At 62.0% G+C, this 16,448-nt stretch carries 13 protein-coding genes; 11 read left to right on the top strand and 2 right to left on the bottom strand.

Translation table 11 applies throughout. From position 1 onward, the window contains the following. Positions 1-148: 148 nt before the first annotated feature. The 9 genes from kdpF (at position 149) to JMY28_RS33870 (ending at position 11,629) form a co-directional block, all read left to right on the top strand. The gene (gene kdpF / locus JMY28_RS39580) at positions 149-229 is read left to right on the top strand and encodes a K(+)-transporting ATPase subunit F (protein WP_133181229.1); all 81 of its coding nucleotides are present in this window, start codon (positions 149-151) and stop codon (positions 227-229) included. 98 nt (positions 230-327) lie between these two features. Then, the gene (gene kdpA, locus JMY28_RS33835) at positions 328-2,130 is read left to right on the top strand and encodes a potassium-transporting ATPase subunit KdpA (RefSeq protein WP_201700236.1); all 1,803 of its coding nucleotides are present in this window, start codon (positions 328-330) and stop codon (positions 2,128-2,130) included. An 83-nt stretch (positions 2,131-2,213) separates the two neighbouring features. Continuing rightward, positions 2,214-4,367: a potassium-transporting ATPase subunit KdpB gene (kdpB, locus tag JMY28_RS33840; protein ID WP_236597171.1), complete on the top strand. Its 2,154-nt coding sequence runs from the start codon at positions 2,214-2,216 to the stop codon at positions 4,365-4,367. Between the two features lie 23 nt (positions 4,368-4,390). After that, positions 4,391-5,407 (top strand): potassium-transporting ATPase subunit C, encoded by a 1,017-nt coding sequence (locus JMY28_RS33845; protein ID WP_201700238.1) that lies wholly within the window; start codon positions 4,391-4,393, stop codon positions 5,405-5,407. A 199-nt stretch (positions 5,408-5,606) separates the two neighbouring features. Further along, positions 5,607-6,305 carry a response regulator gene (locus JMY28_RS33850; protein WP_201700239.1) on the top strand — a complete coding sequence of 233 codons (699 nt, stop codon included), beginning with the start codon at positions 5,607-5,609 and terminating at the stop codon, positions 6,303-6,305. A 175-nt stretch (positions 6,306-6,480) separates the two neighbouring features. Next, positions 6,481-7,119, top strand: coding sequence for a GNAT family N-acetyltransferase (locus JMY28_RS33855; RefSeq protein WP_201700240.1), 639 nt, complete (start codon positions 6,481-6,483; stop codon positions 7,117-7,119). A gap of 58 nt (positions 7,120-7,177) precedes the next feature. After that, positions 7,178-7,594, top strand: a complete 417-nt coding sequence (locus tag JMY28_RS33860) for a universal stress protein (protein WP_201700241.1) — start codon at positions 7,178-7,180, stop codon at positions 7,592-7,594. Positions 7,595-7,942: 348 nt separating this feature from the next. After that, positions 7,943-10,000: an FUSC family protein gene (locus JMY28_RS33865; RefSeq protein WP_201700242.1), complete on the top strand. Its 2,058-nt coding sequence runs from the start codon at positions 7,943-7,945 to the stop codon at positions 9,998-10,000. 510 nt (positions 10,001-10,510) lie between these two features. After that, entirely contained in the window at positions 10,511-11,629 is a 1,119-nt protein-coding gene (locus tag JMY28_RS33870) for an FUSC family protein (protein ID WP_201700243.1), read from the top strand. 141 nt (positions 11,630-11,770) lie between these two features. Here JMY28_RS33870 and JMY28_RS33875 read toward each other — a convergent pair whose 3' ends face one another. Then, entirely contained in the window at positions 11,771-12,655 is an 885-nt protein-coding gene (locus tag JMY28_RS33875) for a LysR family transcriptional regulator (protein WP_201700244.1), read from the bottom strand. 129 nt (positions 12,656-12,784) lie between these two features. Between JMY28_RS33875 and argC the strand changes: the two genes are divergently transcribed. After that, positions 12,785-13,714: an N-acetyl-gamma-glutamyl-phosphate reductase gene (gene argC / locus JMY28_RS33880; protein WP_201700245.1), complete on the top strand. Its 930-nt coding sequence runs from the start codon at positions 12,785-12,787 to the stop codon at positions 13,712-13,714. 135 nt (positions 13,715-13,849) lie between these two features. Here the strand turns inward: argC and JMY28_RS33885 are convergent, their stop codons facing one another. Next, a complete protein-coding gene (locus tag JMY28_RS33885; protein WP_201700246.1) occupies positions 13,850-15,247 on the bottom strand; it encodes an FAD-binding oxidoreductase in 1,398 nt (465 codons plus the stop codon). A gap of 135 nt (positions 15,248-15,382) precedes the next feature. On the opposite strand from JMY28_RS33885, the gene JMY28_RS33890 reads away from it, so the two are divergent. Next, positions 15,383-16,297, top strand: coding sequence for a LysR substrate-binding domain-containing protein (locus JMY28_RS33890; protein ID WP_201700247.1), 915 nt, complete (start codon positions 15,383-15,385; stop codon positions 16,295-16,297). Positions 16,298-16,448 lie beyond the last annotated feature (151 nt).

Below are 16,448 nucleotides of genomic sequence, written 5' to 3' on the forward strand. Positions count from 1 at the left end.
GAGAGCGCGTTGCCGCAAGACGCTGAGAAGGGGAGTCACATCATGAATCTGGTCGTCTGGCTGCCGCTCCTGTTTGCGCTCGGACTTGGCAGTCTCGTGCTGTGCGTGCTGTTCGTCGACGCCTGCGAGCGCATTTGAGGAGACCGCCATGGCCTGGCTTGCCGCCGCGATATCGGCTGCGACGTTCGTGTACCTGTTCGTCGCGCTGATACGCCCCGAGTGGTTCTGAGGGCCTCAGGCCCAAAAAGCTCACGAAGCACGCTTCCTTGCGAGCACTCGTGCATTCACCTTCAGTCTCACGCCCACGTGGCATGAGGAGGGCGGACCATGTGGACCCTGCCGATACTGATACTCGTCCTTGCAATCGCGATCTCGATTCCGCTCAGCCGCTACATGGCGTGGATCATGGAAGGCCATTTCCACGCGCCGCGCTGGCTGCGCTGGTTCGAGTCGCGTCTGAGTAGCGGCGAGCAGGACTGGAAGCAGTACACCATGGCGCTGCTCATCTTCAATGTCGCGCTGTTCGTGTTCGGTTTCGTCGTGCTCTCGCTACAGCCCCTCATGCCGCTCAATCCACTAGGGCGGGGCATGCTAGCGCCCTCGACGATCTTCAATACGGTCATCTCGTTCATGACCAACACGAACCTGCAGCACTATTCGGGCGACCAGCATCTGTCGAACTTCAGCCAGATCTTCTTCATCCTGCCGAATATGTTTCTTTCTGCGGCGGTGGGCGTGTGCGCACTGAGCGCCATCATCCGCGCGCTGCGCGGCCAGAACCTGCTTGGCAATTTCTTCGTCGATATGTGGCGCGTGGTCGTGTACATGTTTGTACCGGTCGCGCTCGTGGTGGGCGTGATCTTCATTCACGAAGGCATGCCGATGACCTATGCGAGCGACGTGCAGGTCTCGACGCTCGAACCGGCAGCAATGGGTACGGACGATCACGGCCACGCGAAACAGCAGACGCTGATCATCGGCCCGGTTGCCGCTGTCATTCCGATCAAGATGCTTGGCACCAATGGCGGCGGCTTCTACGGCATGAACAGCGCCCAGCCGTACGAGAACCCCACGGCGTTCTCGAATGTCGTCACGACGCTCGCCATGATGATCTTCCCGTTCTCGCTGGTGCTCATGTACGGGCGCATGCTCGGGCGCATGCGTCATGCGGTCGTGATCTACAGCGTGATGCTCACGATGATGATCGGATTGATTGCCTGGGCCGTGTATTGGGACACCATGCAGCCCAATCCCGCGTTCACCGCGCACCCCGTGGCGCGCACGTACGCGCTTGCCGGCACGCAGCATCGTGTGACGATTCCGCCCGTTGCGGCGTTGCCCGTCGATCAGCATCTCGGCAACCTCGAAGGCAAGGAACTGCGCTTCGGCACTTCGGCGGGCGCGACCTTCGCCGCGATCACGACGGATGTCACGTGCGGTGCGGTCAACGCCGAGCATGACAGCCTGAACCCGATCGCGGGTCTCTCGCCGCTCATCGGCATGTGGCTGAATTGCGTGTTCGGCGGCAAGGGCGTCGGCATGATCAACCTGTTGCTGTTCCTCATTGTGGGTGTGTTTCTCGCAGGCCAGATGGTCGGGCGCACGCCCGAGTATCTGGGCCGCAAGGTGGGCGCTCGCGAAATGAAGCTCGCGATGATCGCGCTCCTCGTGCACCCGATCCTGATTCTGGGGCCCACAGGTCTCTTCTCTGCCACCGACTGGGGCACGAAGGCCGAGGCGAATCCGGGCGCGCACGGATTCAGCGAGATCGTCTATCAGTTTTCCTCTGCGTCGGCGAATAACGGCTCCGCAATGGACGGTCTTGCGACCACGTATGGCCTGAACGCGAATCCGAATCCCGCGCCAACCGCCGTCCAGTGGGACACGGCAACCGGCCTCGTGATGCTGTTCTCGCGCTACCTGCCGATCGTGGCGCCTATTGCGATGGCGGCGTTCCTCGGCCGCAAGAAGACGGCGCCCGTCACGCTCGGCACGATGCGCGACAACACCGCCACGTTTGGCTTCCTGTTGCTCGGGACCATCGTGATTGTCGGTGCGCTGCTGTTTCTGCCGGTGGCCGCGCTCGGCCCGCTCGCCAATCATCTCGGGCCAATACCGTTCGGCGGATAGCGAAGCCAAATAGCAATCGAAGCGATGTATCAGAATATCGAGGACTGGAAATCATGAACTCGACCCCTACTGTTCCAGATGCAATGCGGCCAGTGACGCGCGGCCCGCAGCCTCCGCACAAGCGTCGCGATCAACTGTTCGATCGTGAGTTGGTGCGCCTCGCACTGAGGCAGGCATTCATCGCGTTGCGACCGGATATCCAGTGGAAGAACCCGGTGATGTTCGTCGTCGAAATCGGCGCCGTACTGACCTTTGTGTTCATTCTGGAGATCGCCTTCGGCATCGCTCATAGCGCGGCGCCGCTTACCTATTTCATTGCGCTCGATGTCTGGCTGTTCCTGACCGTGGTGTTCGCGAACTTCGCGACCGCCATTGCGGAAGAGCGGGGCAAGGCGCAGGCCGATACTTTGCGGCGCGCGAGGCGTGATACGTCCGCGTTCCGGCTACGCGCCGATGGCACGGTCGAAACCGTGGCGTCGATGCAGTTGCGTCGCGGCGACGTCGTGATCGCGCGCGCCGGCGATGTGATTCCGGGCGACGGTGAAGTGATCGAAGGCACGGCCTCCGTCGACGAATCGGCCATCACCGGCGAGTCCGCGCCGGTGATCCGCGACGCGGGCGGCGACCGCTCCGGTGTGACCGGCGGCACAACGGTGCTCTCCGATGAGATCACCGTGCGCATCTCGGCCGACCCCGGTGAGACGTTTCTCGACCGCATGATCGCGCTCGTGGAAGGCGCGGTGCGCCAGCGCACGCCAAATGAAATCGCGCTCACGCTCGTGCTCTCGGCGTTCACGCTGATCTTCCTGATCGTGGTCGTGCCGCTCTGGCCGATGGCGTATAACGCCGAGCAGTACATGACGAGCTTCCTCGGCCTGAGCGAACCGCTGCATAGCCTCGGCACCGATGTGCCGACGCTCGTGGCGTTGCTCGTGTGTCTGATCCCGACCACGATCGGTGCGTTGCTCGCGGCTATCGGCATTGCGGGTATGGACCGCGCGCTGCGCGCGAACATCATCGCGAAGAGCGGCAAGGCCGTGGAAGTGGCGGGCGACATCGATACCGTCGTGCTCGACAAGACCGGTACGATCACCATGGGCAATCGCCGCGCCACAGCGTTCATGCCGGTTGGCACTGCTGACGAAGGTGAACTGAAGCGCCTCGCCGCGCTGGCGTCGTTCGGCGATCTGACGCCCGAAGGCAAGAGCATCGCGGCCGTCGGCGGCTCGCCGCTCGCGCCGTATGCCGGGCACAGCGCTGGACACGGCACGGGACAGAGTGCCGCAGCAGAAAGCACGCGCGTCATTACGTTCTCGGCGCAAACGCGCATGAGCGGCGTGGATCTTGCCGATGGCCACTCGATCCGCAAGGGCGCACCCGACGCCGTGATCGCATGGGTGCGCGAGCACGGCGGCGAGGTGCCATTTGGGCTCGACGCGATCCTCGAGCACGCGGGCGCACAGGGCGCGACGCCGATCGCCGTCGCCAACGGCAACGAGATCGCAGGCGTCGTGCTGCTGGAAGACATCCTGAAGCCCGGTATTCGCGACCGTATCCAGCGGCTGCGCGCGATGGGGCTCTACACGGTGATGGTGACCGGCGACAACGCGCTGACCGCGGCGACCATTGCGCGGCTCGCGGGCGTCGATCATTTCATCGCGCAAGCAACGCCGGAAGCGAAGCTCGCGTATCTGCGCGCCGAGCAGGGCGAGGGCAAGCTGGTGGCGATGATGGGCGACGGCACCAACGACGCACCCGCGCTCGCGCAGGCCGACGTGGGGCTGGCGATGAACTCGGGCACGCAAGCCGCGAAGGAAGCGGGCAACATGGTCGACCTCGACAGCGACCCGACCAAGCTGATCGAGGTCGTGGAGATCGGCAAGCAGCTGCTGATGACGCGCGGCGCGCTTACAACGTTCTCGATTGCGAACGACGTCGCCAAGTACTTCGCCATTGTGCCCGCGCTGTTCGCCGGCACGCTGCCGTGGCTCGGTGCGATGGACGTGATGCATCTGCATTCGCCGACTTCCGCGATCCTTTCGGCCGTGATCTTCAACGCGTTGATCATTCCGCTCCTGATTCCGGTGGCGCTGAAGGGTGTGCGTTATCGCGCGCTGGGCGCGGATGCGCTGCTGCGCCGCAATCTGCTGATCTGGGGGTTAGGTGGCGTAATCGTGCCGTTCGCGGGCATCAAGCTGATCGACGTCGTGATGACCGCGCTGGGGCTCGTGTCCTGACCTGCGCGGGAAAGGGGAAAGTCATGCTACGCAACATCTCCAAAAGCCTCTGGCTGCTGGGCCTGGCTGTCGTCATCGTGTGCGGCATCTATCCGGGCATTCTGTGGGTCATTGGCCAGACTGCGTTCCCGTTCCAGGCAAACGGCAGCGTGGTAAAGGGCCCGGACGGCAAGGCCGTCGGCTCGCTGCTGATCGCGCAGCCATTCACGAAGGACGAGTACTTCCAGCCGCGGCCCTCCGCTGTTTCGTACGATGCCAGTTCTTCGGGGTCCTCAGGGCTCGGCGCCGCAAACTATGTGCTGCGCGACCGCGTGGCGCGGGCAATCGGGCCGATCGCAACGTATGCAGGTGGCCCGAAGTCGGGCCAGCTCGTCGCGCCCGACGTTGAAGCATGGTTCCAGGCCAACCGCTTCGGCGGCCAGCCCCATATCGTGGCGCAATGGGCCAATGCGCATAACAGCCTCGCGCAGGCCTGGGTCAACGCCGATCCGTCGCATGCCGCGTATGTCGACGCCTGGTCGAAGCAGCATCCAGCCGACGTGAAGCAGTGGATAGCCGCGAACCCCGGAACGCCGCAGCCGAAGGCCGCGGATCTTGCGGTGCCATTCTTCACGTCGTTTTCGGCGGCCAATCCGGGCAGGTTCCCTTCGGCCGTCACGCACAAGGACGCCAACGGAAAGGACGTGAGCACAATCGAACCCGTCAGCACAGGAAGCGACATCCAGTCGATCTTTTTCGACATGTGGCGTCAGGACCATCCGGACGTCGCGCTGCAAAACGTTCCCGGCGACCTCGTGACGACTTCGGCTTCGGGTCTCGATCCGGACATCACATTGGCGAACGCGATGTTTCAGCTCGACCGCGTGGCGGGAGCGTGGGCGAAGGATACGAAGCGCGATCCTGCGCAGGTTCGTGCCGAGATAGGCGCGATGCTTCACGACATGGCGCATGCGCCGCTTGGCGGACTGGTCGGCGAGCCCTTCGTGAATGTCCTGCGGGTCAATCTCGAACTGCGGCGCAGGTATGGGATGCCAGCATGATCGGTGCAGTCGGATGTCTGCATAGGGGCGGCGGGATATGCGAAGGCTCGGGCCGCCCGATCCGGTTGCGCAGCACCGTGCGGTGATTGCCGGCCACTGAATCCGAGGAACGCATGTTCGTTGCGCAAGGCACTTCCGGGCCGCATCCTGGTGAATGCGGCGAGCTTCGTATCAACGCGCTGACCTTGTCCCTGGTGCCATGACTGACCCAACGGGACGCATTGTCCTGATTGAAGATGACAGGCACGTGCGCAGGTACGTGCGAGCTTCGCTGGAGAGCGGGGCGATGCGTGTCGTCGAAACAGAGACGGGGGAGCAGGGTCTCGCGGCGGCGGCAACCGCGAGACCCGATCTGATGATCGTTGATCTCGGTTTGCCGGATATGGATGGTCTGGACGTGATCCGCCAGTTGCGGGGCTGGTCCACTATCCCGATCCTCGTGCTCTCGGGCCGAACTCGCGAGGACGACAAGATCGCGGCACTCGATGCGGGAGCCGATGATTACCTGACCAAGCCGTTCGGCATGGGTGAGTTGCTGGCGCGAATCCGGGCTTTGCTGCGCAGGCAGAATCGATCTATTGCCGCGGACTCGACAAGCGTGTCCTTCGGCGCGATTACGGTCGATCTGGCGGCGAGGCGGGTACACGTCAATGACGGTGTTGTGCATCTCACGCCAATCGAGTATCGCCTGCTGGTCGCACTCGTCCGTCATGCTGGCTGTGTGCTCACACATCGCCAGCTTCTGCAGGAGGTCTGGGGACCTGCGCACGCGGAAAGTCCACAATATCTGAGGACCTATATGGGGCATCTGCGTCACAAGCTGGAGCGCGATCCCGCTCAGCCCGAATATATCGTGACGGAGACGGGGATCGGTTACCGACTGATAGGAGTCAGGTAGCCACGTGCGCTCATCAACAGTGACGACACTGCGGCAGGCACGGTGTGACCGCGTTTCGACGCCGGTCTCCCCGCTCCGGGCCGTACCGCTTCACCCAATTCTTTACGACTTTTTGTCTTGCTGCGCGTTGGGCCCGTCCCTAGACTTGAATAAACGACGATGCAAGGGAGTGGTCATGTCGAGGCGCTATCTGTCCAATGTCGAGCATACGGAGCGCGGGAAAGCTGGACGCCATGTGGCCAGTGTCGTGCTCAGACGCTTTGACCCGTTGCTCGACTCATACGCGGACCTGACGGTGCTGCTGCATCGCGCTTTCGCGCGTCTCGGGATGATGGGTCTGAACTGTACTTGTGTGGATCAGGATACCGCTGTCACGCAACGCCGTGCGCAAGCCGGCGACTGTTTTGTCGTCGTGGGCAGTGGAAAGCTGATCGGTACGATGACACTGTATTCGCGCGATACCGAGTCGCCCTGCGACCACTATCACCACCGCGATATCGCTTCGGTTCGTCAACTGGCGATCGATCCTTCCTGGCAAAACCGTGGCATCGGCAAGTCGTTATTGGCATTCGCCGAGCACTGGGCGGCGACACGCGGCTATGCCGAGCTTGCACTCGACACGCCTTATCCTGCTGCACATCTCGTTGCCTTCTATCGTTCGCAGGGTTTTCGCATTGTCGAGACGATGCGATTTCCAGGGAAGGTCTACGATAGTGCGATTCTCAGCAAGGCTCCCGTCGTGGCCCGGACGCTGGCCGCGTGGACGCATCAGATTGCATTGCCGAGTTCGCGTTTTGTCCGCTTTGCGGCATGAGTCACCACGGCGTGCAAGAACCGCCGCGAGGTCATCCGTTGTGGACTGGAGGTTGGGTGTGCTGAAATTGCTAATCCCCGTGCTCGGTGCCAGAGGGGCAACCGAAGCGGCGCGTCACGGAGCATTCCTGTATGCCGAACGATGCGTATCCGAGGTTGAAATCATCGAAGTGCTCGACGATGTGACGCAGGGTCGTGCCGTAGCATTTCATTCACCAGCGACACTGCGCAGGCGGGAGAAGCAGGCTGCGCTCGATGCACTCATGCAGACCCGGGCGATTCTCGATAACGCCGGAGTCCCGTACACATGGAAACGCGTGTTTGGACCGGCGGAGCGCACAATCGCGCAGTACGCGGCGACTGGGCATGCGGATATCGTGGTGCTTGACGCAAGCCACCTCGGCTTTTTTCACAGATGGACAGTCCTCGCCAGGCTATGGCGACTGACTTCAACCCCCGTCACGATGCTTCACTGACATCTCGCGCCTCACGCGCTTTCATCAGCACCATCCCGTCGTCAGTGCGGGCGAGTTGACGCTTCAGCAGGAACATCTCGCGATCGCATCGATCCGTCTTGTCGACGTAAGCTGACCGCCCTCAGAGTCAAACAGTCGCCTGTGCCTTGACACCTTCGTGCCCCCAGCCAGGTGAGGGCTAGCACCTTTGCTTCCTCCCTCGTCTGCCGCGTTACGGCCTCTACGCGCACACAGTCATGTATGATCGAGCAGACAGATTTCGGCGAAATACAGCACGTCGTTGATCGTTTCACTGCGAGCTCGGCCGCTCTGCCAAACGAGAGACGGTTCTCCCACGCGATTGTTCAGATGAATTTCCCTTCGCTGCGCGACTGGATTTTTTCGCTAAAGACCTTCTTCGCAGGGATGCTCGCGCTTTACATCGCGTTCTACTTCGACCTTCCGAGGCCTTACTGGGCGTTGGCGTCGGTCTATATCGTGTCGAACCCGTTTGTCGGCGCAACACGGTCGAAGGCGCTATATCGCGCGCTCGGCACGATGCTCGGCGCAGTCGCCTCCGTTGCCCTCGTGCCACCTTTCGCGGAGACGCCTTATCTGTTGAGTGCGTTGATAGCGTTATGGACCGGCGTGTTTGTGTACATTGCGATCTCGACGCGAGCCGCACGCAGTTATGTTTTTCTGCTCGCCAGCTATTCACTGTCCATCATTGCGCTACCGGCATTGTCGGACCCACTTAGCATATTCGATGTGGCAGTGGCGCGAACCGAAGAAATCACGCTTGGCATCGTCTGCGCAAGCATCGTCGGCAGCGTTCTTTTTCCGAGCCGCCTCGCACCCACGCTGTTTGAGCGAACCGACTCGTGGTTCCGCGAAGCCGCTCTTTACGCGAAAGAGTCGATGGCGGGGCGAGTCGCGGGAGCGCTTGTTTCGGGTAGCCGCCAGAAGATGGCGATGAGTGTCCGCGGCTTCGAATTCCTGTTGAGCCAGTTGGCCTACGATCACGTCAGCCCTGCGATTCTCGCTCGCAGCGAGAAACTGCATGGCCGGATGCAGCTGATGGTGCCCATTACATCGGCACTCGCGGACATACTCGCGGCGGTACCCTCGGTCACGCAGAGATCCGGCCTGACGATTCCCGCCGGATTCGACGCACTGCTAAGCGATATCGGGCGCTGGATCGACATGCCACTCAGCGAGGACCCCGAGCAGGATGCGCTGCTATTGCGCACGCGTATTGCGCAACTGGATCCGGCCCACAACGAATTGACGACATGGCAGGCGGCACTGTTATCCAGCGCGCTCTGGCGCTTGCGACAGGTAGTGGATCTGTGGGTTGATTGCAGGACTTTGCGCCGTATCGTCGCTCACGAACGAGGCAGTTGGAAGCCGCGGTTTCGCCATTGGCGATTCGGCACGCGGCACGTTTTTCTCGACCAGGGTCTTGCCTTGTTCTCCGCTGGCTCGGTCGTGCTCGTCATTTTCGTTTCGTCGTGCCTGTGGATCGCTTCGGGTTGGCAGGACGGCGCGGCGGCGGTGTCGCTTGGCGCCGTCGGCGTCTGTTTTTTCGCCGCGCTCGACGAACCGGTGCCGATGATGCTCACTTTCCTGAAGTGCGCGACGATGGGCGTCGTCATTTCAGCGTTCTATCTGTTTGTCGTGTTGCCGAGTGGCCAGGAGTTCGGCTTGCTCGTCATATTGTTCTCGTTTCTGTTTATTCCCCTCGGGCTGTTGATGCCACGGCCGAAATGGTCGTTGATATCGACACTCGTGGCGTTGACGACTGCGACATTTCTCGGCATCGGGAGCGTCTATGAAGCCAACATCCTGACCTTCCTGAACGGTAATCTTGCGGGGCTGGCCGGCGTAATGTTCGCTTCGGTGATGACGGGGGCGATCCGTCCGTTCGGAACGGATGCGGCGACCGCGCGACTGACCCGGTCCAGCTGGAGGGATGTCGTTTTAAGCGGGTCCGCACTATCGCTCGACCAGCAGCGGGATCTGAATGCGCGCATGCTCGACAGGCTCATGCAACTCATTCCGCGCGTGGCGCCGAGCGAGGACGACAGGCATCCAGCAACTGAGAGCGTGCGCGACATGCGTATTGCGCTCAATACGCTGGACCTGCGCAGACTATCGCGCAAGTTTTCCGGAGCGCTGCCGGTCGCGTTGAACCTCTTGCTCGACGACGTGCGATCGTACTACGAACGATGCCTCGAATCGGGCGAGCGGCAGAGCGTGCCGCCGAGACTTGCAGCCGACGTCGATGCCGCAATCGCGCTAATCATGGCCGATTTCGCGGCCACGCCGGATGCGCCTGGCTACAAGCTGCGCAAAGGTGCGCTACATGCGCTCATCGGACTCCGGCTCTCGCTGTTTCCCGGTGCGGTTCCAGTCGGCATTTTCTGATCGGGAAAGATCGTCGTCCGGCACTCGCTCTGTGTGAATCTGCTCCCTCCGGGAACCCGCGCTGGATGACCGGACCGCTCCAACCGGCCGCCGTTGAGTCCCGAACAGCACGAGCGGCAGTAACGGCTCGCGAGTACGCAACCGAGCGCAGTGAGAACTGACATGCGTGGTAGCGCGGATGTGGATGGCTGAAGAGCGACATGAAGCTGCCGTATGAACGGCGACATGTGAATGTCCACAATGCGTGGGCCGCTGCTGTCGCCCACTTTCACACGCGGGATGATGGCCACTAGCGTTCGCGCTGCGCGGTCGCCGAGGCGTGTACCCTCGCGGGTAATGCGCTGCTTCAGTCGTTTCTGGTGCGGCGCGGCAACAGCCGCTGGTATGGAGACGTGTGGTATGTCTTCTTCGACTCGGCGTCCTGCTTCGCAGGCGGCAATGTACCGGCCAGCGTCTCCAGCTTTGAGAGGCACCAGCGCATCGGTGCAGGAAGAGATCACGGACACTCCTATGAATGACGGCTCGCGACGCTGGCCTGACCACGCCAAAAAATCTCTCCAGTGTGTGCTGCAACCCGTCGCCGCACTTGGCCGTTGGCTGGACCAGGTCGATCCTGGTACGCATCGCCGGATCAAAGGGCTGCGGCTTGTGACGGCGTACGGGATCGCGGCTGCGCTTGGGACGTTGCAGGACATCGCGAGGACCGTGCCCAGCAGCGTCTCGCTTGGGTATCTCGCGGGAAGCTTCGCTCTCTGGGCGAGCGTCTCCGAGGGCAAAACGACGCGAGCCGAATCAAGCCGGGATCTCGTACTGCTGAGCCTTGCCGCGGCGTTCGGTGCGGGTCTGTTCGTGGTCCTATCCAGGCCGCTGCAGCTTGCAGGTCGGGCAGGGCCCGAACTGGTCCTCGTGACGGGCGCGTTTCTGGTTGGATATCTGAAACGATTCGGTGTCCTCGGTGCGGGCATCGGATCGCAAATCTATATCGGAGAACTGCTCGCCTACGGCGCCCATTTAACGACGGAGGATCTATGGGCGATCGGGATTGCCGCGCTGATCGCCGTGTTGGCGTCGGTCGTGCCGCGCATGCTGAGCGGTCCCGCAGAACGGCCCGCCATCGCCGCGGTGCTCGCCGCCGGGCCGGAGCCGTTACCCGGGAGGCGTTCGCCGGAGTTCTTCATGGGATTGCAGGCGGCCATTGGAGCGTTGCTCATCTGTCTCCTGAACGGACTGATTGGTCTCGAGGAGTCTGCCTGGGCGATCACCGCGTGCACGTACGTCGTCGCCGGATCGGCAACCGGCACGATTCAGCGTGTGCGTCGACGGATTCTCGGTACGTTGATTGGCGTTCCAATCGGCCTTGCGTGTTTGCCGGTTGCTGAGCACGCGCCATTGCTCATATGGGCTGCAGCCGCGCTCGCGATGGTCATCTATGCGATGGCGTTGCCGGAGCGCTACGACATTGCCTGCGGGGCGTTCGCCTTCACGCTGATCGTCACGCTCGCAGCAAGTGGTGTGCACTCAATCTCCCTGCTTACCGCCCGAGCGTGGGAGACGCTTCTTGGCGGATCACTTGGGCTGGCTGCCGCCATGCTTATTTTCCCACTTCGAACCTCGAGCCCCACCAAATAGACGGCGGCCAGAACGGCGCGCAGTTCAGACGAAATACAGGGGGCGAAGCAGCGTTTGACGGACTGGATCGTCGACGATTTTCCTGTATGTGTCGAACGGCCGGTTTCAGGGAAAAGGAATCTAAGCGGCACATGGCGTCTCTTACGCCAATCGCAAATCCCACAACACATCAAGTACGTGCTGCGTGGAGCGCTCAACGTGCCCCGCACGATGTGCAATACCGAGCCGTCGCCACAACGCTGGCCGCAGAGGACGCATGACAATGCGGCTGTCGGGTAAAGGCGTAGTGGCCTCATGGGGCAACAGCGCTGCGCCGTAACCCGCCGCTACCAGACTCTTGATCGCGTCGTTGTAGTTGAGCTGAATGCGCGGCGCAGGATGATGCCCTCCGGTCGCGAACCACTCCGCAGTCAGACGCGAGAGACGCGTGGTCGTGTCATTGAGAATGAGAGGTTGGGCGGCGAGCCATTCAGGGGTAACGCGGGCCGGACACCGCCAATGCGCCGGCACAAAGGCCATCACAGGGTCGCGACGCCAAGGCTTTATCACGAGCCCAGCCACCGGGGGCTGAGGCAGCGCGACCAGCCCGACATCCAGCGTTCCATCCACCAGCCGGGACAGGGTTTCTTGCGAAGTCAGCACGGCAATCTGAATGTCGATGGCGGGATGGTGTTTGCGCAAGACCTCGAGCGCTTGCGGCAGCAGGTGCGCGATCACGCCCGTGGACGCGCCGAGACGCGCACGCCCTTCGAGCCCCTCTACCTGGCGTTGAATATCGTCTAACGCCTGCTCCGCGTCGGTCAGCAGTCGGCGCGCGCGCTCCACCAGCAACTCGCCGATAGACGTCGGCCCCACATGTCCGCGCTTGCGTAACAGGAGGGGAGCCCCAACGCGGTCTTCGAGTTCGGCGATGTGGAGGCTGACCGTTGGCGGCGCCAGGTGCAATGCACGCGCCGCATCGGCAAATGAACCACGGTCGGTCACGGCGACCAGAGTGCGCAAGCGGTCCAGGCTGATCTCTCGCATGACGGCGTCCAGATTCAGAAAAACTGAATGTTTACGTTATGAAATTCAACTTTCCCTATTCTAGCCGTCCGCGCAACATAGGGGCTCGTTTTACCTGTTACAACCCACAGTCAGCGGAGTCATCCACGTATGAGCTCTCCCGTAATTTTCATCGACGGCGACCAAGGCACCACCGGGCTGCAGATCCACGACCGGCTGCGCAACCGGACCGACATCAGACTGTTCACACTTGCCGCTGCGGAGCGCAAAGATTCGCGCCGTCGCGCGGAGGCCATCAACGCCTGCGACATCGCCATCCTCTGTTTGCCGGATGCCGCCGCGCGCGAGGCGGTGGGCGCCATTGTCAATCCTGCCGTCCGGGTTATCGACGCAAGCTCCGCCCACCGCACGCACCCGGACTGGACTTACGGTTTTCCGGAAATGACGCCGGGGCAGGCTGAGCAAATTGCGAACGCACGTCGGGTCACCAATCCTGGTTGCTATCCGACGGGTGCAGTTGGCCTGCTGCGTCCGTTGGTGCAGGCCGGGCTCATACCGGGCAATTACCCGATCAGCATTCATGCGGTATCCGGCTACTCCGGACGCGGGCGTGCCGGTGTGGAAGAACATGAGGGGCCGGGAGCTGTCAACGCGCCTTCATACCAGGTCTATGGCCTGGAACTCGCGCACAAGCACACGCCGGAGATCCAGCAGCACGCCCGGCTTGCGCAGCGTCCCATTTTCGTCCCTGCGTACGGAGCGTTCCGCCAGGGCATCGTGCTGACGGTGCCGCTGGCGTTGCGGCTTCTGGCACCCGGCGTGGATGGCGCCGCGTTACACGCATGCCTCGCACGTCACTATGCCGAAGTCACTCACGTACGCGTCTTGCCGCTGCACGAATCGAGCGCCTTGAAACACCTGGATCCGCAATTGCTGAACGATACGAACGACATGCACTTAAGCGTATTTCATGACGTGGAACACGGGCACGTCCTGCTGTCCGCGGTCTTCGATAATCTTGGCAAAGGCGCATCCGGAGCCGCGGTTCAGAACCTGAACCTCATGCTCACGCGGCAATAGTGGCCAATGCTTGATGGCAACTCTCGAAGCCTCTGCGGACCCGGCTTAGATCGTTGGGAAACTGCACCTGTTCGAGCGAGCGAGCGATAGCACGGAAGCGCTGTGTGCCGGATATTGCGCGCCAGGTGAATAGACTCACGCGGGAGCAATATTCTGATTCATGCGGAAGAAGTTGTCCGGATCGTACTGGCGTTTGATGGAAGCCAGCCGCGAATAATTGTCGCCATAGGCTTCCTTCACGCGCTCGTCGCCTTCATCGCCAAGGTTGTTTGCATAGACGGCTCCAGATGAATACGGTCTTAACGCTTCCCATACGCTGCGCGCCCATTGGACGTTCACGGCATCTTCCGCAGCCTCGTCCCAGATGGCGACGGGAAAGCAGTCAAAGTTGGCGTCGCGATGCGGGTACGCGGTCGCGGACCCGTTGACGCGGGCAATAGCGCCCCCTACATGCTGAAAGACCAGCAGCGATGACGGCGAAGGCGAGCGTTCGTAGGCGCTCATTACGGCGTCGATCGCGCCATCGTCGATCGCTTTCAGGAACTGCGCCTTCCAGTAGTACCTCCGGCCTCGCGGAAACACGCTGTCACCGTTCGATTGAATCTGGAGATAGGGCACGCGCTCGAGACGGCGGTCGGCGGGAGCGCCTGACTCCATCAGTGGCTCGAGAACCCGTAGACCGGACTCGGGGGCGCCGGCATAGCAAGCCGATATGCTGAAGAATCGCTCGCCGGAAGGATTGGCGACGAATGCAGCGTCTGCGCTCACCTCGTCCGGCGCATTGCGCGCAAACCGATCGTAAAAGCACAGTGCCGCGCGTGCTTGCTCGAACGGGTACAGCAGCGAGCAGACAAGCAACTCAGGATCAAGCGGGTGAAGCCGCAAGTGAAAAGCTGTCGCGATGCCGAAGTTGCCTCCACCGCCCCGGACGGCCCAGAACAGGTCGGAATGTTTGCTGTCGCTCGCCAACAGTTTTTGCCCGTCGGCAGTGACCATTTCGACGGCGACGAGGTTGTCGCAAGTCAGCCCGTGTTTGCGGCCGAGTTTGCCGAAGCCGCCGCCCAACGTCAGGCCGGCAAGGCCCGTGTCGCTGATCACACCCGTTGTCGTCGCGAGGCCGTGGGCCATGGTGGCCCGATCGAATTCGCCGAGGTTGAGGCCGGCCTCCGCACGCACAACGCGCCGCTCAGCGTCGACGTCGATCTGTTTCATGCGGGAGAGGTCGATGACAATACCGGCATCGCAGACTGAAACGCCCGCTACGTTGTGACCGCCGCTGCGCACCGCAACCCGCGCATCAATCGCGCGGGCAAAGCGCACGGCTGCGACCACGTCGTCAGCGTCGGCACAGTAGATGATCATTGCTGGCCGCTTGTCGACGGTCCCGTTCCACACCCGGCGCGCCTCTTCGTACTCCGGATCACGGGGCATGATCAACGTGCCGTGAAGCGTGTCATGTAATTGCTCGAACTGACGCGAGACAGCGCCGATTTCGTCCTTCAAGACGTGTGACGCCTCTGTTTGCGTGGTCATCTTGCCTCCTTCGCATCCGCTAGCGCTGAAGCCGACATTCAAGGATCGATCGCTTGATGGTTTCATTTCCCAGTCGTCAAAGCAAAATGAAAGAATTCAGCTTTCAGATGAGAAAACTTCATCTAGACTGAACAGATGCGAAAGTTGCCCCCTCTGCGTTCGCTGCAGGCGTTCGAGGCGGTTGCGCGGCATCGCAGTTTCAAGGACGCCGCGGACGAACTCAACGTGACGCCGACGGCCCTGAGTCACCAGATCCGCACGCTGGAAGAAGCGTGTGGCAGGCAACTCTTGGCGCGGCGGCCACGGCCCATTCGACTCACCGATGCTGGACAACTTCTGTATCCGGCCCTGCGTAAGGGATTCGATTCATTCGCCGATGCCCTCTCCACGGTTGCCGAAATGGGCAGCACGATTGCGCTGCGGATCACGAGCCCGAACGCTTTCGCGAGTCGCTGGCTGGTGCCGCGGCTGTCGCTATGGCACGCGTCGCACCGCGACATTGCGCTGCAGATCATCGGTACCGATGCGGTCCTTGACCTGGAGGCCGGCGAAGCGGACGTGGCGATACGCTACGCGCACTTGCCGCCGAGAGGTCTGGTATGCAAGGAGATCGCGCGAGATGCGTTCTACCCCGTGGCTAGCCCCGGCCTCCTCGGAACAGAAAAACCATGCCCGATTGCGCCGATGGACCTGCTTCGATTTCCTCTGATCCACTACGAGTGGACGAACGGAGATCCCGAGGCGCCTTCCTGGGCGCGCTGGTTTTCTGCTTCGGGTGTTCCGGTATCGGCATTCACGTCTCTTCGGAACAAGCGTGATCTGAGCTTTCGCGAAGAACTCCATGCGATCGACGCTGTACTCGCTGGCCAGGGCATCGCACTGTGCAGTGACATCGTGCTGGAGCGGGCACTGCTGAGCGGCGCGCTCGTGAAGGTGCATCCCTTAGCATTGCCTGGTTACGGCTTCTACGTCGCACATCTTGCGGAGCATGCGAGGTCCAGCGCAGTTCGCACCTTCGCACAGTGGGTGGTCTCCGCGCGTTGCACCTAGGCGGCGAACGGCATCGACTAGATGTTCACCGCCAGCGGGAAGTGCTAACCCATAGCCCGCGCGCGCTCGTCAAAAACCGAACTTGACCTGCCGGCGGCTCCGATTTGTGCCGGAGCCGCCAGCCCTATGCACCTTTCGCATCACGCGTGCC

This window comes from Paraburkholderia hiiakae, from assembly GCF_904848665.1.
GTDB classification, from domain to species: domain Bacteria; phylum Pseudomonadota; class Gammaproteobacteria; order Burkholderiales; family Burkholderiaceae; genus Paraburkholderia; species Paraburkholderia hiiakae.